Annotated in this window: 28 protein-coding genes and 1 pseudogene; 12 read left to right on the forward strand and 17 right to left on the reverse strand. The window is 68.8% G+C overall.

The annotated features are described in order from the left end of the window. Positions 1-191: 191 nt before the first annotated feature. Positions 192-452: a hypothetical protein gene (locus tag F8271_RS15440; RefSeq protein ID WP_151490466.1), complete on the reverse strand. Its 261-nt coding sequence runs from the start codon at positions 450-452 to the stop codon at positions 192-194. Between the two features lie 193 nt (positions 453-645). On the opposite strand from F8271_RS15440, the gene F8271_RS15445 reads away from it, so the two are divergent. Then, positions 646-1,017 (forward strand): winged helix-turn-helix domain-containing protein, encoded by a 372-nt coding sequence (locus tag F8271_RS15445; protein WP_151490467.1) that lies wholly within the window; start codon positions 646-648, stop codon positions 1,015-1,017. A gap of 172 nt (positions 1,018-1,189) precedes the next feature. Here the strand turns inward: F8271_RS15445 and F8271_RS15450 are convergent, their stop codons facing one another. Both F8271_RS15450 and F8271_RS15455 read right to left on the reverse strand, forming a co-directional pair. Further along, positions 1,190-1,462, reverse strand: a complete 273-nt coding sequence (locus F8271_RS15450) for a type II toxin-antitoxin system RelE/ParE family toxin (protein ID WP_151490468.1) — start codon at positions 1,460-1,462, stop codon at positions 1,190-1,192. After that, complete coding sequence (locus F8271_RS15455) at positions 1,459-1,728, reverse strand: type II toxin-antitoxin system prevent-host-death family antitoxin (protein WP_151490469.1); 270 nt, start codon at positions 1,726-1,728, stop codon at positions 1,459-1,461. The genes F8271_RS15450 and F8271_RS15455 overlap by 4 nt, the downstream gene beginning before the upstream one ends. A gap of 423 nt (positions 1,729-2,151) precedes the next feature. Between F8271_RS15455 and F8271_RS15460 the strand changes: the two genes are divergently transcribed. Then, positions 2,152-2,721 (forward strand): AAA family ATPase, encoded by a 570-nt coding sequence (locus tag F8271_RS15460; protein ID WP_151490470.1) that lies wholly within the window; start codon positions 2,152-2,154, stop codon positions 2,719-2,721. A 175-nt stretch (positions 2,722-2,896) separates the two neighbouring features. Here F8271_RS15460 and F8271_RS15465 read toward each other — a convergent pair whose 3' ends face one another. From F8271_RS15465 to F8271_RS15485, 5 genes are all read right to left on the reverse strand, one after another. Beyond that, on the reverse strand, positions 2,897-3,226 hold the full coding sequence (locus F8271_RS15465) for an MBL fold metallo-hydrolase (protein ID WP_151490471.1): 330 nt from the start codon (positions 3,224-3,226) through the stop codon (positions 2,897-2,899). Between the two features lie 174 nt (positions 3,227-3,400). Then, positions 3,401-4,135: a class I SAM-dependent methyltransferase gene (locus tag F8271_RS15470; protein WP_151490472.1), complete on the reverse strand. Its 735-nt coding sequence runs from the start codon at positions 4,133-4,135 to the stop codon at positions 3,401-3,403. A gap of 227 nt (positions 4,136-4,362) precedes the next feature. Then, on the reverse strand, positions 4,363-4,725 hold the full coding sequence (locus F8271_RS15475; protein ID WP_151490473.1) for a PH domain-containing protein: 363 nt from the start codon (positions 4,723-4,725) through the stop codon (positions 4,363-4,365). 10 nt (positions 4,726-4,735) lie between these two features. After that, positions 4,736-5,485: a class I SAM-dependent methyltransferase gene (locus F8271_RS15480; protein ID WP_151490474.1), complete on the reverse strand. Its 750-nt coding sequence runs from the start codon at positions 5,483-5,485 to the stop codon at positions 4,736-4,738. A gap of 23 nt (positions 5,486-5,508) precedes the next feature. Beyond that, a complete protein-coding gene (locus F8271_RS15485; protein ID WP_151490475.1) occupies positions 5,509-5,817 on the reverse strand; it encodes a 4a-hydroxytetrahydrobiopterin dehydratase in 309 nt (102 codons plus the stop codon). Positions 5,818-6,000: 183 nt separating this feature from the next. On the opposite strand from F8271_RS15485, the gene F8271_RS15490 reads away from it, so the two are divergent. Beyond that, positions 6,001-6,459, forward strand: a complete 459-nt coding sequence (locus tag F8271_RS15490; protein WP_151490476.1) for a (deoxy)nucleoside triphosphate pyrophosphohydrolase — start codon at positions 6,001-6,003, stop codon at positions 6,457-6,459. 111 nt (positions 6,460-6,570) lie between these two features. Here the strand turns inward: F8271_RS15490 and F8271_RS15495 are convergent, their stop codons facing one another. From F8271_RS15495 to F8271_RS15515, 5 genes are all read right to left on the reverse strand, one after another. Beyond that, positions 6,571-7,638, reverse strand: coding sequence for a succinate dehydrogenase/fumarate reductase iron-sulfur subunit (locus F8271_RS15495; RefSeq protein ID WP_151490477.1), 1,068 nt, complete (start codon positions 7,636-7,638; stop codon positions 6,571-6,573). After that, the gene (locus tag F8271_RS15500) at positions 7,635-9,563 is read right to left on the reverse strand and encodes a fumarate reductase/succinate dehydrogenase flavoprotein subunit (RefSeq protein ID WP_151490478.1); all 1,929 of its coding nucleotides are present in this window, start codon (positions 9,561-9,563) and stop codon (positions 7,635-7,637) included. The genes F8271_RS15495 and F8271_RS15500 overlap by 4 nt, the downstream gene beginning before the upstream one ends. Before the next feature lie 12 nt (positions 9,564-9,575). Further along, positions 9,576-10,382, reverse strand: a complete 807-nt coding sequence (locus tag F8271_RS15505; RefSeq protein ID WP_151490479.1) for a hypothetical protein — start codon at positions 10,380-10,382, stop codon at positions 9,576-9,578. A 264-nt stretch (positions 10,383-10,646) separates the two neighbouring features. Then, positions 10,647-12,053, reverse strand: coding sequence for a TldD/PmbA family protein (locus F8271_RS15510; protein ID WP_225854558.1), 1,407 nt, complete (start codon positions 12,051-12,053; stop codon positions 10,647-10,649). Between the two features lie 58 nt (positions 12,054-12,111). Further along, on the reverse strand, positions 12,112-13,548 hold the full coding sequence (locus F8271_RS15515) for a TldD/PmbA family protein (protein ID WP_151490480.1): 1,437 nt from the start codon (positions 13,546-13,548) through the stop codon (positions 12,112-12,114). 425 nt (positions 13,549-13,973) lie between these two features. Here F8271_RS15515 and F8271_RS15520 point away from each other — a divergent pair, with 425 nt between their 5' ends. The 5 genes from F8271_RS15520 (at position 13,974) to F8271_RS15540 (ending at position 20,093) form a co-directional block, all read left to right on the forward strand. Beyond that, positions 13,974-15,029, forward strand: coding sequence for an ABC transporter ATP-binding protein (locus F8271_RS15520; RefSeq protein WP_192580301.1), 1,056 nt, complete (start codon positions 13,974-13,976; stop codon positions 15,027-15,029). A gap of 55 nt (positions 15,030-15,084) precedes the next feature. Further along, positions 15,085-16,146, forward strand: coding sequence for an ABC transporter ATP-binding protein (locus tag F8271_RS15525; protein ID WP_151490482.1), 1,062 nt, complete (start codon positions 15,085-15,087; stop codon positions 16,144-16,146). After that, positions 16,143-17,150 carry an ABC transporter permease gene (locus F8271_RS15530; protein ID WP_151490483.1) on the forward strand — a complete coding sequence of 336 codons (1,008 nt, stop codon included), beginning with the start codon at positions 16,143-16,145 and terminating at the stop codon, positions 17,148-17,150. Before F8271_RS15525 ends, F8271_RS15530 begins: the two co-directional genes overlap by 4 nt. Before the next feature lie 67 nt (positions 17,151-17,217). Further along, positions 17,218-18,204 carry an ABC transporter permease gene (locus F8271_RS15535; protein WP_151490484.1) on the forward strand — a complete coding sequence of 329 codons (987 nt, stop codon included), beginning with the start codon at positions 17,218-17,220 and terminating at the stop codon, positions 18,202-18,204. 146 nt (positions 18,205-18,350) lie between these two features. Continuing rightward, on the forward strand, positions 18,351-20,093 hold the full coding sequence (locus F8271_RS15540) for an ABC transporter substrate-binding protein (protein WP_151490485.1): 1,743 nt from the start codon (positions 18,351-18,353) through the stop codon (positions 20,091-20,093). 139 nt (positions 20,094-20,232) lie between these two features. Here the strand turns inward: F8271_RS15540 and F8271_RS15545 are convergent, their stop codons facing one another. Next, positions 20,233-20,646 (reverse strand): peptidase inhibitor family I36 protein, encoded by a 414-nt coding sequence (locus tag F8271_RS15545; protein ID WP_192580299.1) that lies wholly within the window; start codon positions 20,644-20,646, stop codon positions 20,233-20,235. A gap of 260 nt (positions 20,647-20,906) precedes the next feature. Beyond that, positions 20,907-21,800, reverse strand: a complete 894-nt coding sequence (locus tag F8271_RS15550; RefSeq protein ID WP_151490487.1) for a LysR family transcriptional regulator — start codon at positions 21,798-21,800, stop codon at positions 20,907-20,909. A 107-nt stretch (positions 21,801-21,907) separates the two neighbouring features. Between F8271_RS15550 and F8271_RS15555 the strand changes: the two genes are divergently transcribed. Beyond that, on the forward strand, positions 21,908-22,672 hold the full coding sequence (locus F8271_RS15555) for an SDR family NAD(P)-dependent oxidoreductase (protein WP_192580300.1): 765 nt from the start codon (positions 21,908-21,910) through the stop codon (positions 22,670-22,672). Between the two features lie 227 nt (positions 22,673-22,899). Here F8271_RS15555 and F8271_RS15560 read toward each other — a convergent pair whose 3' ends face one another. Then, positions 22,900-23,910 carry an aldo/keto reductase gene (locus F8271_RS15560; protein ID WP_151490489.1) on the reverse strand — a complete coding sequence of 337 codons (1,011 nt, stop codon included), beginning with the start codon at positions 23,908-23,910 and terminating at the stop codon, positions 22,900-22,902. A gap of 137 nt (positions 23,911-24,047) precedes the next feature. Between F8271_RS15560 and F8271_RS15565 the strand changes: the two genes are divergently transcribed. Further along, positions 24,048-24,947, forward strand: a complete 900-nt coding sequence (locus F8271_RS15565) for a LysR substrate-binding domain-containing protein (RefSeq protein ID WP_151490490.1) — start codon at positions 24,048-24,050, stop codon at positions 24,945-24,947. A gap of 376 nt (positions 24,948-25,323) precedes the next feature. Here the strand turns inward: F8271_RS15565 and F8271_RS15575 are convergent, their stop codons facing one another. After that, complete coding sequence (locus F8271_RS15575) at positions 25,324-25,863, reverse strand: recombinase family protein (RefSeq protein ID WP_225854560.1); 540 nt, start codon at positions 25,861-25,863, stop codon at positions 25,324-25,326. A gap of 58 nt (positions 25,864-25,921) precedes the next feature. On the opposite strand from F8271_RS15575, the pseudogene F8271_RS15580 reads away from it, so the two are divergent. Together F8271_RS15580 and F8271_RS15585 are read left to right on the forward strand one after the other, a co-directional pair. Continuing rightward, positions 25,922-26,239 (forward strand): annotated as a pseudogene (locus F8271_RS15580) (DUF4158 domain-containing protein); the annotation flags it as partial. Between the two features lie 16 nt (positions 26,240-26,255). After that, entirely contained in the window at positions 26,256-26,642 is a 387-nt protein-coding gene (locus tag F8271_RS15585; RefSeq protein WP_151490492.1) for a hypothetical protein, read from the forward strand. The last annotated feature ends 355 nt before the right edge of the window (positions 26,643-26,997 follow it).

Below are 26,997 nucleotides of genomic sequence, written 5' to 3' on the forward strand. Positions count from 1 at the left end.
TCATCAACCGGACACAACCCGTCGATAACGTCACGAATCCGCAGCCGAGAACCGAACGCCGCGACCAACGGCAACGACCCCAACGCCTTCTCCACCGACGGCAACCCGAACCGCGCACGCTGTCTCACAGCCCGGCACGCTGCCATCAGCCACCCTCACCACCAACCCGCCGCGCCGAAACCCGCCCACGATCACCCACGTGCGGAATGCAGGGCTAGCTGAACGAAGATCTCCCGTTTGTCGACGGCGTTGCCCCGGTCGTCGAGCTGGTAGCCCGTCAGCCACGCCCAGCCCCGATAGGTCGGCTTCGGGCATACCGAGATCACCCGAAACCGGAACCGCTGCCTCAGGAACTGCACCGAAGCTTCACGGTCAATCCATAGTTCCTCGCCGGGCTTGGGCGAGCGGGGCTGCGGCCTGACCCACGCGCGGCCCTCCTGCTCGGTAGGCATGAAGGCGACCCCTTCCCGCTCGCAGGTTGCCCTGCCCGGCCGAGTCGAAGGAGCCCAGCCGGGCAGGAGATACCGCCGCACCGGGGCGAGTTCGGGTCCTCTACGACCAGCACAGCGGGCTAACGGAACCGTACGCTACGTAGATTAGTACGTACAGACGTAGGGGTCTACATCCGCACCTACTGTCAAATTTGTGATCGAGTGGAACCAGGAGCGAGCCATCTGGCGACAGGTTGCCGACGACATCCGCCGCAAGGTGTCGGCGGGTGAGTACGTGGCGGGGTCGAGGCTTCCCAGCGAGACGGATCTGTCTCAGGGCTACGGCGTCAGCCGGACCACCATCCGAACCGTGATCGCCGCATTGAAGAGTGACGGCCTGGTGGTGGTCGAGCAGAGGCCGGGTCACCCGCGCGCGACGTACATCCGAACTCTTGGACAGGTCGAAGACATCACCATCGGGCCGGGTGACTCCGTAACCTACAGCGGCCCCGGCGCGGTGGTGGTTACCAGGGCTGCCGGGAAAGTGGAGATGTACGAGGCCGATCAGGTTCGCATCATCGGATAGTCAGAATCGGGGGCACACACGGGGCACAAGGCAGCGTAAAACGTCGTCAAGGAGTGATGAACTGCGAGTGTCGAAGACAGGGCGTGACCAGCGCGCTGGCCATGTCGCCGCAGGTCAACCGCCCGTCAGTCTAAGTTCCGCTTCAACGTCTGAATCCGTATGCCTGCTGTCCTTAGAAGCGGTAGACCTCGCGACGGTGGCCTAGGTGGACGACCAGAACGACCAGGACCGAGTCGTTCACCGTGTACACCACTCGATAGTCGCCGACCCGGACGCGGAACAGGCCGCGATGCCCAACCAGCGATTTCACGCCGTCTGGCCGCGGATCGGCACCGAGGGCGGCTATGGCGGCGACGAGCCGCGCCTGCACGGGGGGTTCGAGCTTGCGCAGTAGCTTGGCGGCCGATCTGTCGATCTGAACCGTGTAACGAGTGCCGCCGCTCATAGCCCGAGTTCGGCCCGCAGATCGGCCAGGGATACCGGCTTGTCGCCGGCGTCAATCCGGGCGAGGGCTTCACGGGCAGCAGCTACGTCTTCCGCATCCTCGGCGCGTTCGATCGCTTCGGCCACCTCCGCCGGCACGATCGCGGCCATGCGTTGACCGTGACGGGTGACGTAAGTAATGCGACCGCCATAGGCAGCACGAGAGACGACCTCGGCGAGATGATCACGAGCGTCCGAGATCGAGAGATCGCGCGCGGGTTCAGTCATGTACGAATCGTACAACCGAAGGTGGTGCGGGGCTTCCAAGCCTCGCAACGAGCAGGTCAGCCGGTATCACATGATCCGAAGCATGGTCCGAGACCTCGGCGCAGGCCGCCGACGCCGAACCGGAGACGGGCCCACGGAAGCGGGGTTCAAGCACCTCCCGTACGGGACAGTCGACCAGCGATGTCGGGCTTCACTTGATCCGTTACACATCAGCTTCACCTGACGGGTGACAGCCGGCTGGGTCACTCCTGTTCTGCTGTCACAGTGCGTCACCGGCGTGCCGTCCTATCGCCGGCTTAGCGGTCCTCGATGCCGGTCAAGACGCGCGGTCAGTGGCGGATCCGGATGGTTAGGCTCCCAGGTGCTCACGGACCTTCGTCCGCCTGCTTGAACGTCGTCAACGACTACTGAAGCGCGAGGAACATGGCCGCCAACCGGATAGTCGTGCTGTCGGGCCCTCCATGCTCGGGCAAGACCACGGTTGGAAAGGCTCTGGCTGAGGTGCGGGCCTCCGCAGGTCTCGGTCGGATCCACCTGGAGGTCGACACCCTGTTCGAGCTTCTGTTCCCTGAGTCCGATCGAAATCGTGACGACCGCTTGCGCGCGTACGCCGGTGCGCACCTGCTCGCCCGGATGTTCGTGGGTGGTGGAGAGACCGTGGTTCTCGAGTGCACCTACGCCCGACGTGACCAGCGAGCCAGTCTGCGGGAAGCATTGGCGGGATCCTCTGCGCTGCTCTGGGTCGTCGAGTTCTTCGTGGCTCCCGACGAGGCCGTCAGCCGGTTCCGGGAGCGCCACCAAGCCACGGATCTCGACGAAGCTCTCGTTTGGGAGCGCGCTGAAGCGTTCCCGTACTTCGACGAGGCCCTACGTATTGAGTCGTCCTCGGGGGCACCCGAGGAACACGCACAGAGCATCATCACGTGGCTGCAACAAGACCCTCGACCGGTGGACCAGGACGAATGGACTCGGGCTGGCAGAGGCTGGAACTGAGGACCGCGCTCAGATCGGGGACAGCGGACAACTCAGCAGAATCGGCCCCATCGCGACCAGAACCAACGGCGCCGATCGATGACGCCGGCGTGACGCGACCGGCAGCCACGCTGTCGGCATGCCTAGCCGTAGAGCGGGTGGCCTGGTGGACCACCGCATGACGACAGCCGGTTACCTAGGCTCTCCTGCGCAGGTATGCCTCGGCCAACTGGTGAAGGCGTGTCCTGTCGAAGCTGTGCCCGTGACCGGGATGGGCGACGGACACGTCGAGGTCGGCAAGGAACTCCAGGCTCCGCCGGTAGGCAGCCACGTCGGAGTTCGGCAGGTCGTCGATCAAGGCACCGTCGTAGACGATGTCGCCGGAATACAGCGTCCCGCTGCGCTCCTCCAGCAGGGCGATGCTTCCCGGGGTGTGGCCGGGAAGGTGGAGTACGGTCAGCACATGCCCGCCCAGGTTGATCCGGTCGCCGTCGTCGATCGTGCGCTTCAGGGTCAGGGGTTCGATGCGGTAGGTGGCCGGATCTGGTGGAGACCTCTCGAGGCCGGCCCGCGCCGGACGACGTGAGCATCAGCGACTGGCACTGACTGCGGCTGGCCGAGATCGACTCCGGTTCCGTGCAGGTGGGGTGTCGAGGAGACCTGGACACCCCGGATTCCTGGAACCGGAGTCGACCAACCGCTACTCCGCCCGGTAGACGGAGATGTGCGACGGGCTGTCGGCCTGGAAGGGTCGTCGGTGCCAGTCGGCGTACCGCTCGGTGAGCCGGAGCCCGGCCTGCTGCGCCATCTCGTCGATCTGGTGCGGCCAGGCGTACCGCATGGCGAACGGCTTCAGGTGCACCCCGTCAGCGTCGAAGGTGATGGTCTGCCGGATGAATGTCTGCGCCGGCCGGTCGTACCGGTGCAGCCGGATCGTCGCGGAGTCCTCCGTCACGGCACGCACCTGCACCTGCTCGTCCGAGTCGAAGCTGCGCGGGTCGGGCACGAACGTCTCGATGACGAACGCGCCGCCCGGCGACAGCACCCGGGCGACGTTGCGGAAGCAGTCCGCCTGCCGCTCGGCGTCCACCAGGTTGAACAGCGTGTTGAACACCAGGTACGCGAGCCGGAAATCACCCGTCACCGGCACGTCCGCCATGTCGGCGACGACGACCGGGATCCGATCGCCGCCGGGTTTTGCCCGCATCTGCGCGAGCATCTCCTCGGATGCCTCGACGCCGTGCACGGTGAGGCCGCGTTCGGCCAACGGCAGTGCGACCCGGCCGGTGCCGATCGCCAGTTCGAGAACCGGACCGCCGTCGGCCAGGTCGGCCAGGAAGTCCACGGCGGGAGCCGGGTCGGGGTTGGTGCCGCCGTCGTCGTAGCCGGCGGCCCACAGCCGGCCGAAGAGGCCGGGATCGTCGAAGACCGACATCAGCGGCCTCCGGGGTTGGTGTCAGTGGCGTACGGCAGCGCCGCAGCCAGGGGAACAGTCCTGCTCACGAAGTCTCGATTCCTCAGATCGGATGACGATGGGTTCGGGGGACTTCGTCGTGTTGGGCATGATGGCTGCTCCCTTCGCGTGGCTGTCGACCGAGGACACCAGAGATGCCGCGGGCCCGGCAAGGCAATTACGCCCGCCGGGCCCACCGCGCGACGCGGTCAGGAGATGTGGTGCAGGATCACGTTGTGGACGTGGTGGCTCTTCTGCGCGCCACGGAACTCGACCTCGTAGGTGTGCGTGCCGACGTGGATGGCGATGGCGCCGGTGGAGAAGAACGAGCCTCCCCAGGACTTGTTGCTGACCACGCTCACGCTGGTGATCTTCGAGTACGGGATGCTGGTGATCGCGAACCGCTTGCCGACGAACGAGCGGTCCTGGATGATCACGCGCCGGTCGGTCAGCCCGATGAACCCGGTGCCGGTGCCGACGGCGTCGTAGACGGCGATGATCTGCTCACCGTCGAGCAGGCCGCTCTGGATCTGCTGGACCTGCTCCTTGCGGTCGTACGCGATGTTCCCCATGCGCACCAGGTTAGGAAACCTGTGCCAACGTGCCGGCCCGGGCGAGGACGACGAACTCGCCGTGGCCCACGGGCTCGTGGTGCCAGCCGCCGTAGATCCGGTCCACGCCGAAGCCCGCCACGGCCAGCGAGTCGCGCAGCTCAACCTCGGTGCGGAAGCGCAGGCTCGCCGAGCTGAGCAGTTCCTCGCCGTCGCCGAAGTGGTAGTGGTGGGTGAAGTCGACCACCGCGTCGCGTACACCGGTGACCTCGGTCCACGCGCGGACCTCGCCGCCGTCGCGCAGCGTCACCAGGCGCTGCGAATCCGTCGGGTTCCACCGCTCCCAGCGGCGGTCTGCCGGGTCGCGGGCGTCGAACACCAGCCGGCCGCCGGGCACGAGCGCCCGGTGCAGGTCGGCGAGGGTACGCGACCACTCCGCGTCCTCGACGAAGAACTGCGCGACGTGGCTGGTCAGCACCACCACGTCGAACGCCCGGTCGGGCAGCAGCGCCGAGGTGCCCTCGATCCAGGTGACCCGTCCACCGCCGGGCCGGGTGCGGGCGGCGGTCAGGGACGCGCCGGCGGGGTCGACCCCGGTGACGGTGTGGCCGGACGCGGCCAAGGCGACGGTCAGCCGGCCGGTGCCGCAGCCGAGGTCGAGGACCCGGGCTGCCGGGGTTTCGTCGACGACCGCTCGGAAGAAGTCGTCGTCCGGCCCCCACGGGCACTCGGCGTCGTAGACCTCGACCAGGCGGGGATGCCGGAACTCGGCGTGTCTCATCTCATCGGGCGTTCGCGGGGACGTCAGGCTTCGGTGACAGCCCGGTACGCGTCCTCAATGCGGGCGGCCAGCAGGACCTCGCCCTCGGTCAGCGGCTCACCGTTGCCGTGCCCGACGCGGATCTGGGTGCTGTCGGACCGGCGGCTGATCTCGGGGCGCAGGTGCAGCGCGTCGGCGACCACTTTCACCCGTTCAGTCAGCGCCGCGTGTTGGGTATCGTCGATCACGAGAGTCCGTCGGATCTGCTCGCCTTCGCGCGTCCAACCAGATAGCAAGGTCAACGCGTCGGAAAGGTAGTCGTGCTTGGCTCGGCTGTTGAACAGCACGCGCATCACCGCACCCCCCAAACGCCGTTGCCGGCTTGTGGCCAAATCGTCGCCATCCCGTGTCTTGTCGGTGCCCTCTAGTCTTCCTTCGCTCGGAAGGGGTGTCCACGCCCACACTTCCGGGTTCTATTGGCCTAGCGGCCGGCTACGGTACCCAAACCGCCGATTGATCTGGCACCCTGGACGCCCGTGCGGACCGAACGGGCGAACGACGGCGGGCAGACCGAACGACCGGACCTGAAGGTGATCGTCGGTGCGGCGATCATCCGGGACGGGCGGGTGCTCGCCTGTGCGCGGTCCGCCCCGCCGGAGGTGGCCGGCATGTGGGAGTTCCCGGGCGGGAAGGTCGAGCCGGGGGAGGCCGAGACCGAAGCGCTGATCCGGGAGTGCGCCGAGGAGCTGGCCGTACGCGTCGAGATCGGCGACCGGGTCGGCCGCAACGTGCGGATGGCCCACGGCCGGTCGGTGCTCAAGGTGTACGCGGCGCGCCTGCTCGACGGCGACGAGCCGCAGGCCCTGGAACACGAGGCGCTGCGCTGGCTGGGTGCCGACGAGTTGGACGAGGTCACCTGGCTCCCGGCCGACGCCCCGATCGTCGCGGCCCTGCGCCCCCTGCTGAACCCCCACTCCCCGAACTCAACGAGTTGACCATGGGTTTGGCGGGTCGGTTGAGGCCGGACGCGCCTGTCAACTTCATGATCGACGCCGGACATGGGAAACGGGGCCCGGCTCAGCCGGGCCCCGTTCTGTTGGTCGTCCTCAGTGCTTGTCGTCCTGCTCCGGGTGCGCGAAGTTGAGGTGCTCCGGAGGCAGCGGGAAGGTCACGTCGTCGCCGAACGGCGACGGCGCGGCGGCCCGGTCGAAGGTGAGCTCGGTCAGCGGCAACCGGCCCCGGTCGTCGACCGCCGGCGCGGTCGGGTGGGGCACCTCCCGGTCCCAGTTGACGCCGCTCTGCGCCTGCGCCTCGGCCCGCGGGTCGTGCGAGCCACCCGCGTGCGAGTGGACCCCGCGCCGGGTCGCGCCCGACGACGTCGCCGAGCCCTGACGGGCGGTGGTCACGCTGGTCTGGGGCGTCTCGCCCCGACGGAAGATCTTGCTACCAAGCCACACAAGGGGATCGTACCTGCGGTCGACGACCCGTTCCTTCATGGGGATGATCCCGTTGTCGGTGATCTTGATGTGCTCGGGGCAGACCTCGGTGCAGCACTTGGTGATGTTGCAGAATCCGAGGCCCTGTTCGGCCTGGGCGTACTCCTTGCGGTCGGTCCGGGCGTCCAGCGGGTGCATGTCCAGCTCGGCCGCCCGGATGAAGTACCGCGGCCCGGAGAACGCCTGCTTGTTCTCCTCGTGGTCACGGATCACGTGGCAGACGTTCTGGCACAGGAAGCACTCGATGCACTTGCGGAACTCCTGCGAGCGCTCCACGTCGACCTGCTGCATCCGGTAGTCACCCGGCGCCACGTCGGCCGGCGGGGCGAACGCCGGCGTCTCCCGCGCCTTCTCGTAGTTGAACGAGACGTCGGTGACCAGGTCCCGGATGATCGGGAAGGTGCGCAGCGGGGTGACCGTGACGGTCTCCTCGTCGCCGAAGGTCGACATCCGCGTCATGCAGCCCAGCCGCGGCTTACCGTTGATCTCCATGGAGCAGGAGCCGCACTTGCCGGCCTTGCAGTTCCACCGGCAGGCCAGGTCCGGAGCGTCGGTCGCCTGAAGGCGGTGGATGACGTCGAGGACGACCTCGCCCTCGTTCACCTCCACCAGGTAGTCCTGCAGGTCACCGCCGGTCTCGTCACCCCGCCAGATCCGGAACTGACGCTTCGCGCTCATCGGTTGTCCGCCTCTCCAGCGTCGGCGACGAGAGCGTCGAAGTCGGCGAGCTCCTCGTCGGTGAGGTACTTGCCCAGCTCGGCCCGGTCGAAGAGGCCGATCAGCTCCGGCCGCATCTTCGGCAGCGGCTTGCGGGTCAGCCGAACGTGGTCGCCCTCCAGCGAGCAGACCAGGTTGACCTGCCGCCACTTCGGTTCCATCGCCGGATAGTCCTCCCGGGTGTGCCCGCCGCGCGACTCCTGCCGCTCCAGCGCCGCCTTCGCGGTGCACTCCGAAACCACCAGCATGTTGCGCAGGTCCAGGGCCAGGTGCCAGCCCGGGTTGTAGCGCCGGCCGCCGGCCGCGCTCACCTTGGCCACCCGCTCGCGCAGCTCGGCGAGCCGCACCAGCGCGTCGGCCAGCTCACCCTCACGACGGATGATTCCGACTAAATCCCCCATGACCGCCTGAAGGTCCTGCTGAAGGGTGTACGGGTTCTCGCCGGTGTCCCGCTGCAGCGGAGCCAGCGCGGTCTCCACGGCGGCCTCGACCGCGTCCACGGCCACCTTCGGCCGGGCGGCCAGCCCGTCGGCGTAGCTGGCCGCGTGCCCGCCCGCCCGCTTGCCGAAGACCAGCAGGTCGGACAGGGAGTTGCCGCCCAGCCGGTTGGAGCCGTGCATGCCGCCGGAGACCTCACCGGCGGCGAACAGGCCGCGGACGTGGCCGAAGGCGGCACCCGAGTCCGGGTCCACCTCGACGCCACCCATCACGTAGTGGCAGGTCGGCCCGACCTCCATCGGCTCGGCCGTGATGTCGACGTCGGCCAGCTCCTTGAACTGGTGGTACATCGACGGCAGTCGGCGGCGGATCTCGTCGGCGGAACGCCGGCTCGCGATGTCCAGGAAGACACCACCGGCGGGGGAGCCCCGACCCGCCTTGACCTCACTGTTGATCGCACGGGCCACCTCGTCGCGGGGCAGCAGCTCCGGCGGGCGGCGGTTGTTGTCCGGGTCGGTGTACCAGCGGTCCGCCTCCTCCTCGGTCTCCGCGTACTGCTTGCGGAAGACGTCGGGGACGTAGTCGAACATGAACCGTTTGCCGTCGGAGTTCTTCAGGACGCCACCGTCGCCGCGCACCGACTCGGTGACCAGGATGCCCTTCACCGACGGCGGCCAGACCATGCCGGTCGGGTGGAACTGGAGGAACTCCATGTTGATCAGCGTCGCCCCGGCGCGCAGCGCCAGCGCGTGCCCGTCCCCGGTGTACTCCCACGAGTTCGAGGTGACCTTGTAGGAGCGTCCGACGCCACCGGTGGCCAGCACCACGGCCGGTGCCTCGAAGAGGATGAACTCGCCCGACTCCCGGTAGTAGCCGAACGCGCCGGCCACCCGGTCACCGTCGAGCAGCAGCTCAGTGATGGTGGTCTCGGAGAACACCTTGATCCGGGCGTCGTACGAGCCGAACTCCCGGTGGTCCTCCTGCTGCAGGGACACGATCTTCTGCTGGAGGGTGCGGATCAGCTCCAGGCCGGTCCGGTCGCCCACGTGCGCCAGCCGCGGGTACTCGTGGCCACCGAAGTTGCGCTGGGAGATCTTGCCGTCCTTGGTGCGGTCGAAGAGCGCACCGTACGTCTCCAGCTCCCAGATCCGCTGCGGCGACTCCTTCGCGTGCAGCTCGGCCATCCGGAAGTTGTTGAGGAACTTGCCGCCGCGCATGGTGTCGCGGAAGTGCACCTGCCAGTTGTCCCGGCTGTTCACGTTGCCCATCGCGGCGGCGGCGCCGCCCTCGGCCATCACCGTGTGGGCTTTGCCGAACAGCGACTTGGAGATGATCGCGGTCTTCTTGCCGGCGAGCCGGGCCTCGATCGCCGCGCGCAGACCGGCGCCGCCGGCCCCGATGACGACGACGTCGTAGTGGTGTCGTTCGATACGAGTGGTAGTGGTCATGTCAGGGGCCCTTTAGTTGATGAACCGCAGGTCGTCGAACCAGCCGGCCGCGAGCGCCATCACGTAGAAGTCGGTCAGCGCGAGGGTGCCGAGGGTGATCCAGGCGAGCTGCATGTGCCGGACGTTCAACGCCGAGACGAAGGTCCAGGCCCGGTAGCGCACCGGGTGCCTGGAGAAGTGCTTGAGCCGGCCGCCGATGATGTGCCGGCACGAGTGGCAGGAGATCGTGTACGCCCAGAGCATCACCACGTTGAGCAGCAGGACGAGGTTGCCCAACCCGAAGCCGAAGCCCTCGGGCGAGTGGAAGGCGAGGATCGCGTCCCAGGTGTTGATCAACGAGATGATCGCGGCGGCGTAGAAGAAGTAACGGTGCAGGTTCTGCCCGAGCAGCGGGAAGCGGGTTTCACCGCCGTACTCCTGGTGGCCGTCCGGGACGGCGCAGGCCGGCGGCGACAGCCAGAACGACCGGTAGTACGCCTTGCGGTAGTAGTAGCAGGTGAGGCGGAACAGCAGCAGGAACGGCAGGGTCAGCGCGGCGTCCGGGATGATCCACCAGCCGGGCAGGAACCGGCCGAAGTGCGAGGCTTCCTCGACGCACCGGTCCGTCACACACGGGGAGTAGAACGGAGTCAGGTAGTGGTACTGGTCGACCCAGTACCACTTGTGCATGAAGACCCGGACCGTCGCGTACGCGACCCAGGCGCTGAGCCCGATCACGGTGATCAGCGGGGCGAACCACCATCGGTCGGTACGCAACGTCTTCGCCGCGATGGCGGCGCGCGCCCGCGCTCCCCGCGGCCTCGTTGCCGTTGAAGTCATTCGAGTCGTCTCCTCGACGGGCCCGTACGGGCGGGCTGATCTCTCTCCGGTCGGCACGCGGACCGGCGAACCCGCACCCGCTGCCACGTCATGCGCACACCAACGACCACGCCGGATCGACCGACGCAGCTAAGTGACACACGTTACGCCGATCTTTGCGAGCCGTCCGCGCAAGGGAGTGTCCCGTGTGTCCGGCCTGCGGAAAGCCCTGGCACGGCGATCGATGGCACGGTGTTAAGAACGTCACTGCCCGCCTCCGGCCGCTCAGCCGGACGCGCCCCCGGTGAAGTGCCAGGACGCGAGTCGCACCGAGGGCGCGGCCCACCAGGCACCGTCCACCCGGTCCGGTTGGCGCACCGGCCGCGCGCCCAGCCCGAGGACCGCGCCCGGCCCGAGGGCCCGGGGGTACGACTCGGTGAACCGCAGGTCGCGGACCGCCCGGACGACCGTGCCGTCCTCGATCAACCAGACGCCGTTACGGGTCAACCCGGTGACGACGAGGCTCTTCGGGTCGAGCACCCGCGTGTACCAGAGGTCGCTGACCAGCAGCCCTCGGCGTACCCCGGCGACCAGCGCGGCGGTGTCCCCGTCGACGACCGTACCGGCCGCCGCGCCCGTGGTGGCCCGGCCCGCCGCGCTGACCGGCCCGGCCACCGCACCGGACAGGTGCAGGTTACGGGCCATCGGGCCCCAGGTGGCGCCGCCGGCGACCGCGTGCCCGGTGGACTCGGCACCCGCCTCGGCGGCGGTCCGCCGGTCGTGCGCCACCGCCCGGGTGGTGCCCGCCTCGACCAGGGTCAGCGCCCGCCGGCCGGTGCCCTCGGCGTCGAACGGCAACCCCGACGCGCCCAGCGGGTCGTCGACCAGGGTCACCGACGGGTCGAACTGGGCCGCGCCCGGCTCGGCGAAGGACTGCCGCTCGGCGTACCGCTTGCCGTTGAAGCCGTACCAGGACAGGTTCTGCAGCAGGTCCGCCACCGCGGCCGGCTCGAACACCACCTCGTAGCGCCCCGGCGGCAGCTCGACCGGGTCGGTCGCGGCCTGCGCCTTCGCGGCGGCGCGCGCGCCCAGCTCGGCTCCGTCGAGGTCGGACAGCCGGTCGGCGCTGTGCCGGGCCATCCCGTCCGCGCCGTCGCGACGGGCGATGCCGTCCATCGCGGCCTCCGCGGAGCGGCCGTGCGCCGAGTGCCCGGCCGAGTTGGCGAACGCCGACGAACGGTGCGCGGTACGGCAGTAGCCGGCCGTGTTGAGGCCCCCGGCGGCGGCCACGAACGCGCCGACCCGGTCGGCCCGCTGATCCGGCTCGGCGTACGCGGTCGCCTCGTCGACGGGTGGCGCGACCGGCGCGGGCGTGGGCGGCGCCAACCCCGGCCAGCCCGGGTCGGGCGGGCAGAGGCGCGCCGCGGTCAGGGTGCGCTCGACCAGCGCGCGCAGCCCGTCGGTGGTGATCACGCTGCCGCTGCCGGCGGCGGTCCGCCCGTCGATGTGCAGTCGCAGCCGGACGCCGACGGTCGACTCGGAGACGTTCTGGTGGATGGCCGAGTTGGCGAAGCGGGTCAGGGCCAGATCCGCCCGGGTCACCACCGCCTCCGCCTGCGCGGCCGGCCCGCCGAGGTGCCGGACCAGCTCGACGACCTGCCCGGCCAGCTCCAGCTCGCTGGCCCCGTTCACGCGGAGCCGCCTTTCGTTCGCGACTGCGGGGCTCGCAAACCCGGCTCACTCCTCGCGCTCACGCTGAAACCCCCACCCGCACGTTGCGGAAGCGGGCCGGTGCCGCCGGATGGCCGGTGTGGCCGATCTGGCCGGGTTGGCCCTTGCCGCAGTTGGGCGTCCCCCAGGGCACCGTCTCGCCGGAGAGCATGTCCATCGAGCGCCAGAAGAGCGGGCCGATACCGGTGTACGTGGGGTTGCGCAGCATCCGCCCCCGCCGCCCTTTCTTGATCTCCCAGCCGACCTCGCAGCCGAACTGGAAGTTGAGCCGCTTGTCGTCGATCGACCAGGACCGGTTGAGGTCCATCAGTACCCCGTCGTCGGTGGCCGCGATGATCTCCTCCAGGGTGTGCGGGCCGGGTTCCAGGCCGACGTTGGTCATCCGCACCATCGGCAGCCGCGCCCACCCGTCGGCCCGTACGCTGCCGCCGTAGTCGAGGCTCGCCATCGCGGCGGAGTCCCGCCCGGCGAGCACACCCACCCAACGACCGTCACGCACCGCGTCCCGTTTGACCGCGGGGGAGCCCTCGTCGTCGAAGCCGAAGCTGCCCAGCGCGCCCGGGATCGTCGGGTCGATGGTGATGTTCATCAGCTCCGAGCCGTAGCGCAGCGAGCCGAGTTGGGCCAGGTCCAGCCAGGACGTGCCGGCGAACGCGGCCTCCCACCCGAGGATCCGGTCCAGCTCGATGGCGTGCCCGACCGACTCGTGGATCTGCAGGGCCAGCTGCTCGTCGCCGAGGATCAGATCCGTCTCGCCGGCCGGGCAGGGCGGCGCGGTGAGCAGCGCCCGCGACTCCTCGGCGATCTGCGCGGCGTGCGCGGCGAGATCCAGCGACTCGACCAGCTCCCACCCGGTGGTGCCGTACTGGCCCCGGTAGCTGGGCCAGGAGCGGCGCTGCGTCTCGCCGTCGCCGATCGAGGTCGCCGAGATGCCGCCACCGCACTCGCGGATCCGCTGGTCGATGCGGTGCCCCTCACTGGAGACGAACCACTTCGCGGTGTCCCAGATCTGGTACAGCCCCTCGGCCAGGTCGGCGCCGTGCTCAGCCATCGTGCGGGTCGCGGCGACCAGCAGATCGCCCTTGTCCGACAGGGCCACCCCGAGCGGGTCGATCTGGCAGCCGGACGCCCAGCTCGCGGTGACCGCCTCGACCGGCACCAGGTCGACCGGGGGGCCCGGCACCCGCGCGCTCGCCATGGCCGTCCGCGTCGCACGCCGGCCGGCGTCGCGGGCGGCGGCGTCCGACAGATCGGGTACGGCGTGGAAGCCCCAGCTCGCGCCGACCAGTGCCCGGACGCCCAGCCCGATGCTCTCGTCCTGGGTCAGCTCCTCCACGTCGCCGTTGCGCGCGGTCATCGACTCGTAGCGGCGGTGCATCACCCGCGCGTCGGCGTACCGGGCGCCCGCGTCGAGGGCGGCCTGGACGGCGGCGGTGGCAGCGTCGAACTCGGTCATGGACCGACCCTAGGCCAGCCAACCGACACCCGTCAGGGGAGCAGATCTTCCGGCCGAATGGCGACCTTCACCGGCTCGGTCGCACCCGACGTGCGAGTACGCCCGACGGGCCGCACGATTCGCGCAACATCCTGGTTGTAGTGGTATCGCCGCGTCGGTGATGCCACTAGATCCTGGTTCGAGCGTGACCTTGACGACGAAGGGCGTGCCGCGCGCGCCGTGCGAGATGAACGGGCGTGGATGGCGAGGTGACGGGGGTGCGGTGCCGATGCCGACTCGTTACGCTCGGGCCCGCTGACACGTGCCGACTTTGTAGCTTATTTTCACCCTCGGGACTTTGTTGTAAGTTCTCTTCGTCGCTGAGGGAGGTGGCCGTGGACAGCTCGGAACCGTCGCCGTCCGGGGAACCGGACGACCGCCCCGCCGTGCCGGCACAGCGCTCCGACCAGGACGCCTACCTGCGGGTGAGTGACCTTCGGGTTCGGTTCGACACCGCCGACGGCGTGGTGCGCGCGGTCGACGGGGTGTCGTTCGCCGTCGAGCGGGGCCGCACCCTCGGGATCGTCGGCGAGTCCGGTTCCGGCAAGAGCGTGACCTCGCTGGCCATCCTCGGTCTGCACGATCCCAAGCGGACCACCATCACCGGCGAGATCTCCGTCGGCGGCCGGCAGGTGGTCGGCCTGCCGGACGAGGAGGTACGCCGGCTGCGCGGCCGCGACATGGCGATGATCTTCCAGGATCCGCTGTCCGCGCTGCACCCCTACTACACCGTGGGCCGGCAGATCGCCGAGGCGTACCGAGTGCACCACCCGAAGGCCAACCGGCGCGAGGCCCGGCAGCGGGCGGTGGACATGCTGGACCGGGTGGGCATCCCGCAGCCGGCCCGCCGCTTCGACCAGTACCCGCACGAGTTCTCCGGCGGCATGCGCCAACGGGCGATGATCGCGATGTCCCTGGTCAACGACCCGGCGCTGCTGATCGCCGACGAGCCGACCACCGCGCTCGACGTCACCGTGCAGGCGCAGATCCTGGACCTGCTCGCCGACCTGCAGGCCGAGTTCCACTCCGCGATCATTCTGATCACCCACGACCTCGGCGTGGTCGGCCAGGTCGCCGACGACGTCCTGGTCATGTACGGCGGACGTGCCATCGAGCGGGGCAGCGTGCAGCAGGTGCTCCGCTCGCCGCAGCATCCGTACACCTGGGGGTTGCTCTCCAGCGTGCCGTCGCTGCACGGCGACGCGGACGCGGACCTGGTGCCCATCCCCGGCAACCCGCCCAGCCTGATCAACCTTCCGTCGGGCTGCGCGTTTCACCCCCGCTGCCGCTACGCGGACCGCGCCGGCAGCCGGTCCCGCAGCGAGGTGCCCGAGCTGCGCCCGGCCGGGGACGACGGTCACCTGGTCGCCTGCCACCTGAGCGCCGAGGACCGCGCCGCGTTCTACGCCGAGGACATCGCACGAGTGGGGGTGGCTGTGTGAGGGCGAGGAACGCGGCGCAGCGGAGTACCGCAGTCCCGAACGGAGGACTGTGGAGATGACCGACGAACCACTGCTGCGGGTACGCGGGCTGACCAAGCACTTCCCGGTACGCCAGGGGCTGCGCGCGACCGGTCTGGTGCGGGCGGTCGACGGGCTCGACTTCGACGTGCGCCCGGGTGAGACGCTCGGCCTGGTGGGGGAGTCCGGCTGCGGCAAGACCACCACCGGTCGGATGCTGGTGCGGCTGTTGGAGCCGACGAGCGGCAGCATCGAGTTCGCGGGACGGGACATCACCCACGCCGGCCGGCGGGAGTTGCGCCCGCTGCGCCAGGAACTCCAGATCATCTTCCAGGACCCGTACGCCTCGTTGAACCCCCGGCACACCGTGGGCCGGATCGTGGCGATGCCGTTGCAGGTCAACGGGATCAACCCGCCGGGTGGGATCAAGGCCCGGGTGCAGGAGTTGCTGGAGCTGGTCGGGTTGAACCCGGAGCACTACAACCGGTATCCGCACGAGTTCTCCGGCGGCCAGCGTCAACGCATCGGCATCGCCCGGGCGCTGGCCCTGCGGCCCAAACTGATCGTCGCCGACGAGCCGGTGTCCGCGCTGGACGTCTCGATCCAGGCGCAGGTCGTCAACCTGCTGCGTGACCTGCAACGGGAGCTTGGCCTGGCGTTCGTGTTCATCGCGCACGACCTGGCCGTGGTCCGGCACTTCTGCCAGCGGGTCGCGGTGATGTACCTGGGCCGGATCGTCGAGATCGGCGACCGCGCCGACATCTACGAGCGCCCGCAGCATCCGTACACCCGGGCTCTGCTCTCCGCGATCCCGGACGTCACCCAGCTCGGCCCGGCGGGCCGGATCCGGCTGACCGGCGACGTGCCGACGCCGCTCGACCCGCCGTCGGGCTGCCGGTTCCGCACCCGCTGCTGGAAGGCGCAGGACGTCTGCGCGACCGAGGAGCCCGCGCTGGTGGCGCGCGACGGCGGCAACCAGGCCACCGCGTGCCACTTCCCGGAACCCGCCCGTGCCGCGTTGCAGGCGGAGGCCGCCGTGGTCGGCGCCGAGCCGGCGGGGCGCGGGGTCGAAGCGAACGTCGAGGAGGTGTCGTCGTGAGCCTGTCCCCGGTGGAGGGTGTGGCGCTTGCCGAGATCGAGTCCGACGGCGGGATGGGCGAGCCCGCGGCCAAGGGGGTCGTCGGCCGCTCACCCGGGCAGCTCGCCTGGCTGCGGCTGCGCCGCGACCGCACGGCCGTCGTCAGCGGCGTACTCCTGGTCTTCTTCATGGTGTTGGGGTTGTCCGCCCCGCTGATCGAGGTGGTCTACGGGGTCGGCCCGCGCGAGCAGTTCCAGAACCTGCTGGACGGCTTCGGCATGCCACTGGGCTACGCCGGCGGCGTCACCGGGGACCACTGGTTCGGCCTGGAGCCGGGGTTGGGCCGTGACATCTTCATCCGGTTGATCTACGGGCTGCGGACGTCGCTGTTCATCGCGTTCGCCGCCGCGCTGATCACCGCGACGATCGGCATCGGGCTCGGCGCGCTCGCCGGCTACCTCGGTGGCTGGCTCGACGCGGTGATCAACTGGATCACCGACCTGACCCTGGCCATGCCGTTCCTGATCATCGCGTTGGCGCTCACCCCCACCATCACGCTGCGCTTCTACGGCGAGCGGGGGCAGGTGTCGTCCGCGTTCGGGGTGGGCGTGCTGATCGCCGTCTTCGCCATCTTCGGCTGGACCAGCACAGCCCGTCTGGTGCGCGGGCAGGTGATCGCGCTGCGCGAGCGGGAGTTCGTGGAGGCCGCCAAGGCCAGCGGCGCCGGGCTCGGGCACATCATCTTCCGGCAACTGCTGCCGAACATCTGGGCGCCGATCCTGGTCTCGTTCTCCCTCGCCGTGCCGCAGTTCATCACCAGCGAGGCCGCGCTGTCGTTCATCGGTGTCGGCCTCAGCGACGAGACCCCGAGCTTCGGCCGGATGATCTACGACAGTCTGGATTTCCTCCAGACCGACCCGGCGTACGTGTTCTTCCCGGGCATCACGATCTTCGCGCTGGTGTTCGCCTTCAACCTCTTCGGCGACGCGTTGCGGGACGCGCTCGACCCGAAGTCCTCCCGGTAGGGGTTCGTGTGAGCGCGAGGAGTGCAGCGAAGCGGAGCCCCGCAGTCGCGAACGAAAGGTGGCTCTCATGTCGCGATTCCTGATCAAGCGGCTGTTCTCCGCCACACTGACCCTCTTCGCGGTGAGCGTGCTGACGTTCCTGATGTTCTTCGCCCTGCCGCGCGACCCGGTCAGCAGCATCTGCTCGAAGAACTGCAACCCGGAGCGGCTGGAGCGCGTCCGCGACGACCTGGGCCTCAACGACCCGCTGGTCAGCCAGTACGCCGGCTACATGAAGGGCATCGTCACCGGTCGGGACCTGGGCAGCGCGCAGGGTGGCCGGTGCGATGCGCCCTGCCTCGGCTGGTCGTACGTCACCAACGAGGCGGTCTCGGACACGATCGCCCGGGTGCTGCCGGTGACGCTGAGCATCGTCATCCCGGCGGCCATCCTCTGGCTGCTGCTCGGGGTCGGGTTGGGCATGGTCTCGGCGCTGCGGCGGGGCACCTGGCTGGACCGGGCCGCCATCGGCTTCTCGCTGACCGGCGCGTCGTTGCAGCTCTACTTCGTGGGCGCGGTGCTGCTGCTGGTGTTCGTCTACAACCTGCGGCTGTTGCCGGTGCCCAGCTACACGTCCCTCTTCGACAATCCGGCGAGGTGGGCCAGCGGGCTGGTGCTCGCCTGGGTGGCGCTGGCCTTCCTCTTCTCGGCCATCTACGCCCGGTTGTCGCGGGCGCAGATGCTGGAGACGCTGTCCGAGGACTTCGTCCGGACCGCGCGGGCGAAGGGCCTGGCCAAACCCAAGGTGTACGGGCGGCACGCGCTGCGCGCGGCGATCACCCCGGTGGTGACCATCGCGGGGCTGGACGTGGGCGGGGCGCTGGGCGGCACGGTGATCACCGAGACGACGTTCGGCATCCAGGGGCTGGGGCGTACGGCGGTGGACGCCGTGCGCTCGGGTGACCTACCGACGATCATGGCCACCGTGCTGATCGCGGCCGTCTTCGTGGTGTTGGCGAACGTGCTGGTGGACCTGCTCTACGCGGCCATCGACCCCCGGGTGCGGCTGCGCTGAGCCGAGCGGTGGCCAGCGTGTGGCCGATGGCGAAATTTATCGGCAACTGTTACACAACTCGTAGGTTTTCTTCCTTACGATCCTCGGGACGTCGGCGGTTCTCGCCCCGACGAAACCGCACGACACATGGGTGAAGGGGGTACTTCATGCGACCACGCGTGGCGGTTGCCGCAGGCGGCGCGATCGCTCTGGTGGTGACACTGGGTGCGTGCTCGAAGAACACGGGCGAGGGCACCACGGTGGACACCGAACGGCAGCAGACCGGGGTCATCGCGACCGACCCCAAGGACTCGCAGGGCCCGGCGGCCGAGGTGAGCGGCGCCGCCAAGGGCGGCACCTTCACCATCATCCGGGAGTCGCCGATCTCCCACCTCGACCCGCAGCGGACGTACTCGTTCGCCGGGTTGATGACCAACCCGCTCTTCGCGCGGTACCTGACCACGTGGAAGGACGACGGCAAGGGCGGCCTGGTCCTCGTCGGCGACCTGGCCGAGACACCGGGCAAGAACGTCAACAACGACTGCAAGGTCTGGGAATTCACCGTCAAGGACGGGGTGAAGTTCGAGGACGGCCGGCCGATCACCGCCAAGGAGATCGCGTACGGCATCGCCCGGTCCTTCGACCCGGACCTGTCCGGCGGCCCGACCTACATCCAGGAGTGGCTGGCCGACACCCCGCAGTTCGACACCAAGTGGGACTTCAAGAAGAACAAGACGTCGCTGCCGCCCGGCCTTTCCACGCCGGACGCCAAGACGCTGCGCTTCGAGTTCGCCAAGCCCCGCTGTGACCTGCCGTTCGCAGCCTCGCTGCCGACCACCGCGCCGCTGCCCGCCGACAAGGACACCGGTGTCGACCTGGACAAGCAGCCGTTCTCGTCCGGCCCGTACAAGGTCGCCAAGAACCAGGTCGGCGTGCAGATCACCCTGGACCGCAACCCCAACTGGGACCCGAACACCGACCCGGTCCGGCACCAGTACCCGGACCAGTTCGTCTGGAGCTTCGGCCCGACCGCGGACGCCGCCAACAACCGGGTGATCGCCGACAACGGCGCCGACCAGAGCGCGCTCGCCTTCAACTTCGTGCCCGCCTCACTGGTCGCCAAGGTGGCCGGGGACGCGTCGCTCAAGTCGCGCAGCATCCTCTCCCCGACGCCCAGCGCCAACCAGCTCGTCATCAACAACCAGCGGGTCACCGACCTGAAGGTCCGCCAGGCGCTCAACTACGCCATCGACCGTGAGGGCTTCATCAAGGCGATGGGCGGGCAGACCGTCGCCGCGCCGCTGACCACGCTGATGCCGCCGGCCACCATCGGCTACAAGGCGTACGACGCGTACCCGGCGGGTGCCAACGGCAACGTCGACAAGGCCAAGGAGCTGCTCGGCGGAAAGACTCCGGAGCTGGTCCTCGGTGTCGCCGACAACTCGACCGAGCAGCAGCAGGGTGCCCAGCTCAAGGCCAACCTGGAGCGGGCCGGCTTCAAGATCACGCTGCGGAACATCTCGGACGACGCCAAGCTCGACGAGATCAAGAAGAAGGACAACCCCTGGGACCTGTACATCGGTAACTGGGCGGCCGACTGGCCGAGCGGCGCGTCGATCCTGCCGGTGCTCTACGACGGCCGCACCATCAAGGCCGAGGGCAACAGCAACCAGTCGTACTTCAACGACCCGACGATCAACGCCGAGATGGACCGGATCCTCGCCCTGGAGCCGGCCGCGCAGGGTCCCGAGTGGGCCAAGCTCGACGAGCGGATCATGAAGGAGTTCGCACCGGTGGTGCCGCTCTTCGTCGACGTGGCCTACAACGTGCACGGGTCCAAGGCCGGCGGGATCTTCATCTCCAGCGTCTTCGGCTACCCGTCGTTCGTGAACGCGTACGTCAAGCCGTAGGTCGTCGCACCGCAGGCAGGGGCACCTGTCGGCTAACATCGCTCGCTCGCCGACCGGTGGCTCTGCGATGAGGGCACAAGCCAGTCGGCCGGTTGTCCGCGGCACCGCGGACAACCGGCCGAAGCATTACTGCCGACCGCTAGCAGGCCGAGGCCGCGGTGCCTGCGAGGTTGCCATACTTGTCGCCCATCCGGATGTGGGACAAGTTGACGGTTGCGTCAACGAAGACCATGCCCAGTTGTCCGCTCAGCCATGTCTTGTCGGAGACGAACATCAGACTGTCGGTCTTGTTGACCATCGAGGCGACCCGGTTCTTCACCGGCGTGCCATTGGCGAACTTGTTGTCGCTGAAGTCCATGTCACAGGGGTAGCCATCCCTTGTGTCGGTGATCACAAACACTGACCCGGTGGCGTTTTCCCCCGTGTACGCGCAGAGCTGACGGTCCCTGCATGAATAGGGGGCGGCCTGTGCGGTCGACGCCTCAAGTCCGAGACCTGAGAGCGCGAGCGTGAGCGTTGCAAGGAAGGCAGCGGCTCGTCTGGTGTTTTTCATGGTTCGGTGTCGCTCCATAGGTGGATCAGAGGGTCTTTTGGTTGCCACGTTGGTCGCGTCGGCTGCTAATGATCACACGGTCGTGTGGCGTAGCCTGCACCGTCCACGCTGAGCACCGAGCGGGTTTGATCAAGAAGAGGGGCTACCCCTGGGACCTGCGCATCGGTAACTGGGCGGCGGACTGGCCGAGCGGGGTGTCGATCCTGCCGGTGCTCTACGACGGCCGCACCCTCAAGGCCGGAGCCGGCGTGACGGGGTGGCTATGTCGGCTCCGCGGCCGCCTCGCTGAGCTGTTCGGCGATCTGTAGGAACGCGCGGATCGGTGTGCTGAGATCGCGGTCGGCGGTGGCCAGGGAGATGACGAGCCGGGGCGCGTACCGGCCGATCGGTACGCACACGAGATCGGGGTCGGCGAGCGCCGAGGGCCCGATAGCGACGCCGAGGCCATGCCGGACGAACTCACGCACCCCGCATGCGTCCGCGATCTCGTAGCTGACCATCCGCGCGGCCTCCGCGCGGATGAACGCCCGATCGATGGCTACGCGGGTGCCCCAAGTGGGAGGCGTGTCCACGAAGGGCTCGTCCGCCAGCTCGGTCAGCTCGACCCGTTGCCGCCCGGCCAGGCGGTGATCCGGCGGGACGAGCAGCACCATCGTCTCGGCGTGGACCGGGTGCAGCGTCAGACCTGCCGCCTCCTCGGGCGGCAGCGCGACATAGGCGAGATCGAGCCGGCCTCGACGTAGTGCCTCGGCGTGCTCGACGCTGCCGCCCGTCCGGACGTCGACGGACATGCTCGGATGCGCGGCGAGGAAGCTGGAGATCACGCGCGGCGGGCTGGCACCGATCAACACCTCGGACAACATCGTCCCGATCCGTAGCGTGCCGCGAAGGCCGCCGCGCAGCTGCTGCATCACATGCTGGGCCTCGGCCGCGGCGGCCAGCACCCGCCGCGCCTCGGGCAGCAACACCCGCCCGGCCTCGGTGAGCTCGACCCGATGCGTGGTGCGGGACACCAGCTCCACGCCGAGTTGCCGCTCCAACGTCCGCAGCGTCGCCGACACGGCGGACTGTACGACTTGGCTCCGTGCCGCGGCCCTGGTGATGCTCAACTCTTCAGCGACCGCGACGAACACCGCGAGCTGCCGCAACTCCATTTTATCACCCAAAGAGATAACCGATATCTTGTTTTTTCGCTTCCTGTGTATATCAGACCGGCGTTAACTACAGAATGTCAACCACGGCAGCGAAGGGGACGTACGAGATGAGTGACTTCAAGGGAAAGGCCGCATTGATCACCGGTGGCTCGCGCGGCATCGGCGCGGCGATCGCACGCCGGCTCGCCTCCGACGGGGCGACCGTCGCGATCACTTATCGGTCCCAGGCCGAAGCGGCGCAAGCCGTCGTCGCCGACATCGTCGCCGCCGGCGGCCAGGCGGTCGCGGTGCAGGGCGACGTCACGTCGCCCGAGCAGATCAAGTCCTTCGTGGACCAGGCCGTCGATCGGCTGGGCCGCCTCGACATCCTGGTCAGCAACGCCGGGGTCGAACACTTCGGCGCCCTGGAAACGGTGACCGCGCAGGACTTCGACCGCGTCTTCCACACCAACGTCCGCGGCCAGTTCCTCGCCACCCAGCACTCCGTGCGGCACATGACCGACGGTGCCCGCATCGTGCTGACCTCCTCCGCGAGCGCGCACCGATCGTTGCTGCACCACACCCTGTACGCAGCGTCCAAGGCGGCGGTCGAGTCAATGGTGCGCAACCTGGCGCCGGAGCTGGGCCGGCGCGGCATCGCCATCAACGCGATCGCCCCCGGCGGTACCCTGACTGACATGGCCGCGGGTGCCGCACAGGACTATCTGGGTGGCCGCGACGACCTCGACGTGGCCACCGAGATCAAGCACGTCATGGCCCTGGGCCGTCTGGGCCGCCCCGGCGAAATCGCGGCCGCAGTCGCCTTCCTGGTATCGGACGAGGCCTCCTACATGACCGGCCGCACCCTGACGGTGGACGGCGGCTGGGCGTAGGCCATTGCCGAGTTGGCCAGGGCCGGCGTGCATTCAGCCGTTGCGGTGCTGCTTCACGAAGGTGAAGGAGCGTCACCTGCATCTCGGGCATGTCTGTACACCGGCCCTGCCGGAGGCGCGCCCGCCGCCACCGCCCCGTGCGGTCAGGCGAAGCGGGAACGTCAATGAATTCAGTGGTGGTGCCCACGGGAATCTCCCGAGGACTGGGGCGGGGACGAGGTGAGAGGTCAGGCTGCGGGTACGGGCGCGGCGTCGGCGATCAGCTCATCTTCGCGCAGCGCCGTCCAGAAGGCAGCCGGCACCGGTTCGTTGAGGGCGGCCACGTCTTCGGCGATGCGGCTGGGCTTCGTGGCGCCGGGGATCGCGGCGACCGTGGCCGGGTTGGCGAGGGCGAACTGCAGCGCAGCGGCCTTGACGGTAATCCCGTATTGCTCGGCGAGTGCCTTGATCCGCTCCACCTTGTCGATGATGGCCGCAGGTGCCTTCTGGTACTCGAAGTGCGTACCTCCGGCGAGGATCCCCGAGCTGTAGGGGCCACCGACGACGACGTCCACGCCCTGGGCCGAGGCGGCCGGCATCAGGCGCTGCAGGGCTCGGTCGTGGTCGAGGAGGGTGTAGCGGCCGGCGAGGAGGAAGGCGTCGGGCTTGGGCTCGTCGAGATCGAGGGTGATCTCCAGGGGCTCCACCCGGTTGACGCCCAGACCCCAGGCCTTGATGATGCCCTCGTCACGCAGCCTCTGCAGGACGCGGAAGGCACCCGTGCGGGCCGACTCGTAGACGGCCAGCCAGTCGTCTCCGTAGAAGTCCTGGGCCACGTCGTGCACCCAGACGATGTCGAGGCGGTCGGTCCTGAGGCGCTTGAGGCTGTCGTCAATGGAGCGCAGGGTGGCGTCGGCGGTGTAGTCGTTGAGGACCTTGTTCGGGCGGCCGTGCTCGAAGAGGCCACCCTTCTCGCCGAGGTCGCGGGTGGCTGGGTCTTCGATCTCGTCGAGGACGACGCGGCCGACCTTGGTGCTGAGGACGTACTCGTCGCGTGCGTGCTGTGCCAGTACGTCGCCGAGCCGGATCTCGGCGAGGCCCGCGCCGTAGAACGGTGCCGTGTCGAAGTAGCGGATGCCCTGGTCCCAGGCAGCCTCGACGGTGGCCGCCGCCTCTTCGTCGGGAATGTCGCGGAACATGTTGCCGAGCGGCGCGGTGCCGAATCCGAGTGCACCAGGAAGGAGAGACCTGATCGTCATGGATAACCTCTTAATGTAAATTCATGCGATACATGAGCGATTGTACGATTGACCGGCCTTGCGGATCCAAGGTTATGATCCACTTATGAGACTGTCCAGGACTCACTCGGACTCACTTGAGTCCTTTGGGGTCCAGCTTGCTTGACCTCCGACAACTCCGGTACTTCGTGGCCGTCGCCGAGGTCGAGCACGTCGGACGGGCTGCCGGCCAGCTGCACATCTCCCAGTCGCCGCTCAGCCGGCAGATCGCCCAGCTCGAGATGCACCTGGGTCTCACCCTTTTCGAGCGGAGTCAGCAGCGCATCCGGCTGACCGCCGACGGCCGCGTCTTCCTGACCGAGGCCCGCGCTCTGCTGCGCCACGCGGATCGGCTGGAGAATCTCGGCCGGCGGCTCGGCCGCGGCGAGGAGGGCGGCCTGTGCATCGGCTACGTGGCCAACGCCATGCACACCGGCGTCCTGCCCACTGCTCTTCGCGCCCTGCGCGAGGAACGCCCCGGAATTCACGTCGCACTGTACGACCAGGAGTCGGCCGAGCAGTTCGAAGGCCTACGCCAGCGCAGTCTGGACATCGCACTGGTCCGCACGCCGCCACCGGAGGACGACCCGGATCTGAAGGCGTCTCCTCTCCTGACAGATCCGCTGCTGCTCGCGCTGCCCGCGAGCCATCTCCTTGCCGCGCAGGAGGAGGTGATGCCCGACGACGTGAACGGGCAGCCGTGGATCATGGTTGGCGACTCGCAGGACCAGGGCTGGCGTGACACGTTCGTCACGTCGTGCGTGGCATGCGGCTTCACGCCGGATATCCGCCTCACCGCGGCCGATCCGCTCACCGCACTGGGCCTGGTCGCCTCCGGTCTCGGCCTCGCGCTTGTCCAGCGGAGCATGGCGCGGGGCATGACCGAGGGCATCGTGGTGCGGGAACTTCCCTGGTACGGGGGAGCCGTGCAACTGTGGGCGGCCTGGCACCGGATAGATCTTCGGCCCGTGGTGGCGTCATTCCGCGAAACAGTCCTCGCGGGACAGGGCGCGATCTGAACGAAGGGGAGCACGAGGGTCCTGCGCTGAGTCGGAGTATCCGCGCAGCCGTCGGTTGACGGTTGGCTAAAGGGCATGTGCGAGCGAGGTGTTGTACTGATCGAGCGTCGCCTTGGAGGTCGAGGCATCCAGGAAGGTCAGCTCCCATGGGCCGGTGTGACGTCCATGTCCTTGCCGAAACCGACCCACTTCGTCTCCATGCGGCGGCATGGTGGCGTGTTTGCTCGATGTACGGTCCGTAGCAGTGGTCCGCCGAACCGGTATGAGCTGTGCTGCGTGGCAAGTGGGGGTGCCCGTAGTCCTGGCGGAAAAATCAACGGATTTGGCTGACCAGGGCGAACGCGCTGCGGGGTGAGGTGCCGGGGACGCTCCTGGTTTACGGGGCTGGCGTCTGGGCTGGAAGCTTGTCCAGGTGGCGGTAGATGGTGGGGCGGGTGACGCCGAACTCGGCGGCGATCTGGGCGACGGTGTGTACCCGGCGGCCGTCGGGGCCGGTCTCCTCGTACATCTCCTGCGCGATCTTCGCCTGACGCGGAGTCAGCTTCGGCTTCTGCCCGCCGGTGCGGCCGCGGGCCCGGGCGGCGGCCAGCCCGTCGAGGGTGCGCTCCGACATCAGCGCGTGCTCGAACTCGGCGATGGAGCCGAGGATCTGGAAGAACATCCGGCCCATCGCGGTGGAGGTGTCGATCTTCTGGTCGAGCACGACCAGGTCGACGCCGCGCTCCTGCAGCCGGACCGACAGTTCGATGAGGTGCTCGAGCGAGCGGCCGAGCCGGTCGAGCTTGGTCACCACGAGCTGGTCCCCGGGCCGGTGGGCGACCAGTAGCGCTTTGTCGAGTTCGGGGCGGCGGGCGAGTTTGCCGGAGGCTTTGTCGATGAAGATCTGTTCGGGGGTCGAGGAAGATCGGAACGGTATCTGGCGCTAAGCGCGGGGCTGGGGGGATTCGGGTGGGGCCGTAGTAGGTTGTGCGGCCGTGCCGGTGGAGTTCCTGAATGATGATCAAGCTGCGGGGTATGGGCAGTTCATGGGTGAGCCGTCGCGGGCGGAGCTGGAGCGGTCCTTCTTCCTGTATGACACCGATCGGGGGTTGATCGGGAAGCGGCGGGGTGAGCACAACCGGCTTGGGTTCGCGGTGCAGCTCGGGACGGTGCGCTACCTGGGCACGTTCCTGACCGATCCGGTCGATGTGCCGTGGTCGGTGGTGGACTACGTCGCGGTGCAGCTCGGGGTGGCGGATGCGTCGGTGGTCAAGCGGTACACCGAGCGGGAGAAAACGGCGTACGAGCACGCCCCGGCTGGTGTCGCAGGTGCGTGACAGGGCCGCCGAGCGGATGTACCGCACCCTCGCCGAGGCGGCGGCGTCGGCGGACGCGGAGTTGCCGTACCGGTTGCGGGACCTGCTCTGCATCGACCCCGACGACGTCCAACTCGCCCGCGACCACCGAGGCCAGTTCCTCGTCTACGACGAACGCATGGAAGCCGTACACGGCGACACCGATCCCGCCACCAACCACGCGATCCACGTCGCCGAGGACCGCGCCGGCTGGCCCGACGCCGACAGCCTCGACTGGGAAGAAGGCCCCGACCCGCTGCGCTTTCCCGACCTCTACAGCCCCGCCGAGCCCGAGGACGACCGGGACGAAGACGACGACCTCGAACCGCTCGACCTCCCCGAGCGCGACGCCGTCCACTGACACCACCGCGATCAGTAGCGACCGGCCCCGCCAGCACGAAATGCTGCGCGGGGCCGAACCGTCTGTAGCACCCTCAACCAAGATCAAATATTTGGCGGGCTGGGACAGCTACCTAAGCGCGGGGCCTGCTCGGCCCTTGCCAGCCGTGGCGCTGCGCTCTGCGGTTGCCGATACAGCAACCGGGGCAGTGCGGGTGGCACCGCGCGGAATCAGCTGTGACGTGAGGGTCACGGCCCCGGCGTTGTTCGGGAGTGTCCGGTTTGATCATGGTTTGTTAGATGCCGTAGACGGCGAAGGTGTCGGTGCGGTCGTGGAGGTCTCGGCGGGCGTGGGCGATGTTGGCGCGTCCGGCGAG

This window comes from Micromonospora sp. ALFpr18c, from assembly GCF_008868155.1.
GTDB lineage: Bacteria > Actinomycetota > Actinomycetes > Mycobacteriales > Micromonosporaceae > Micromonospora.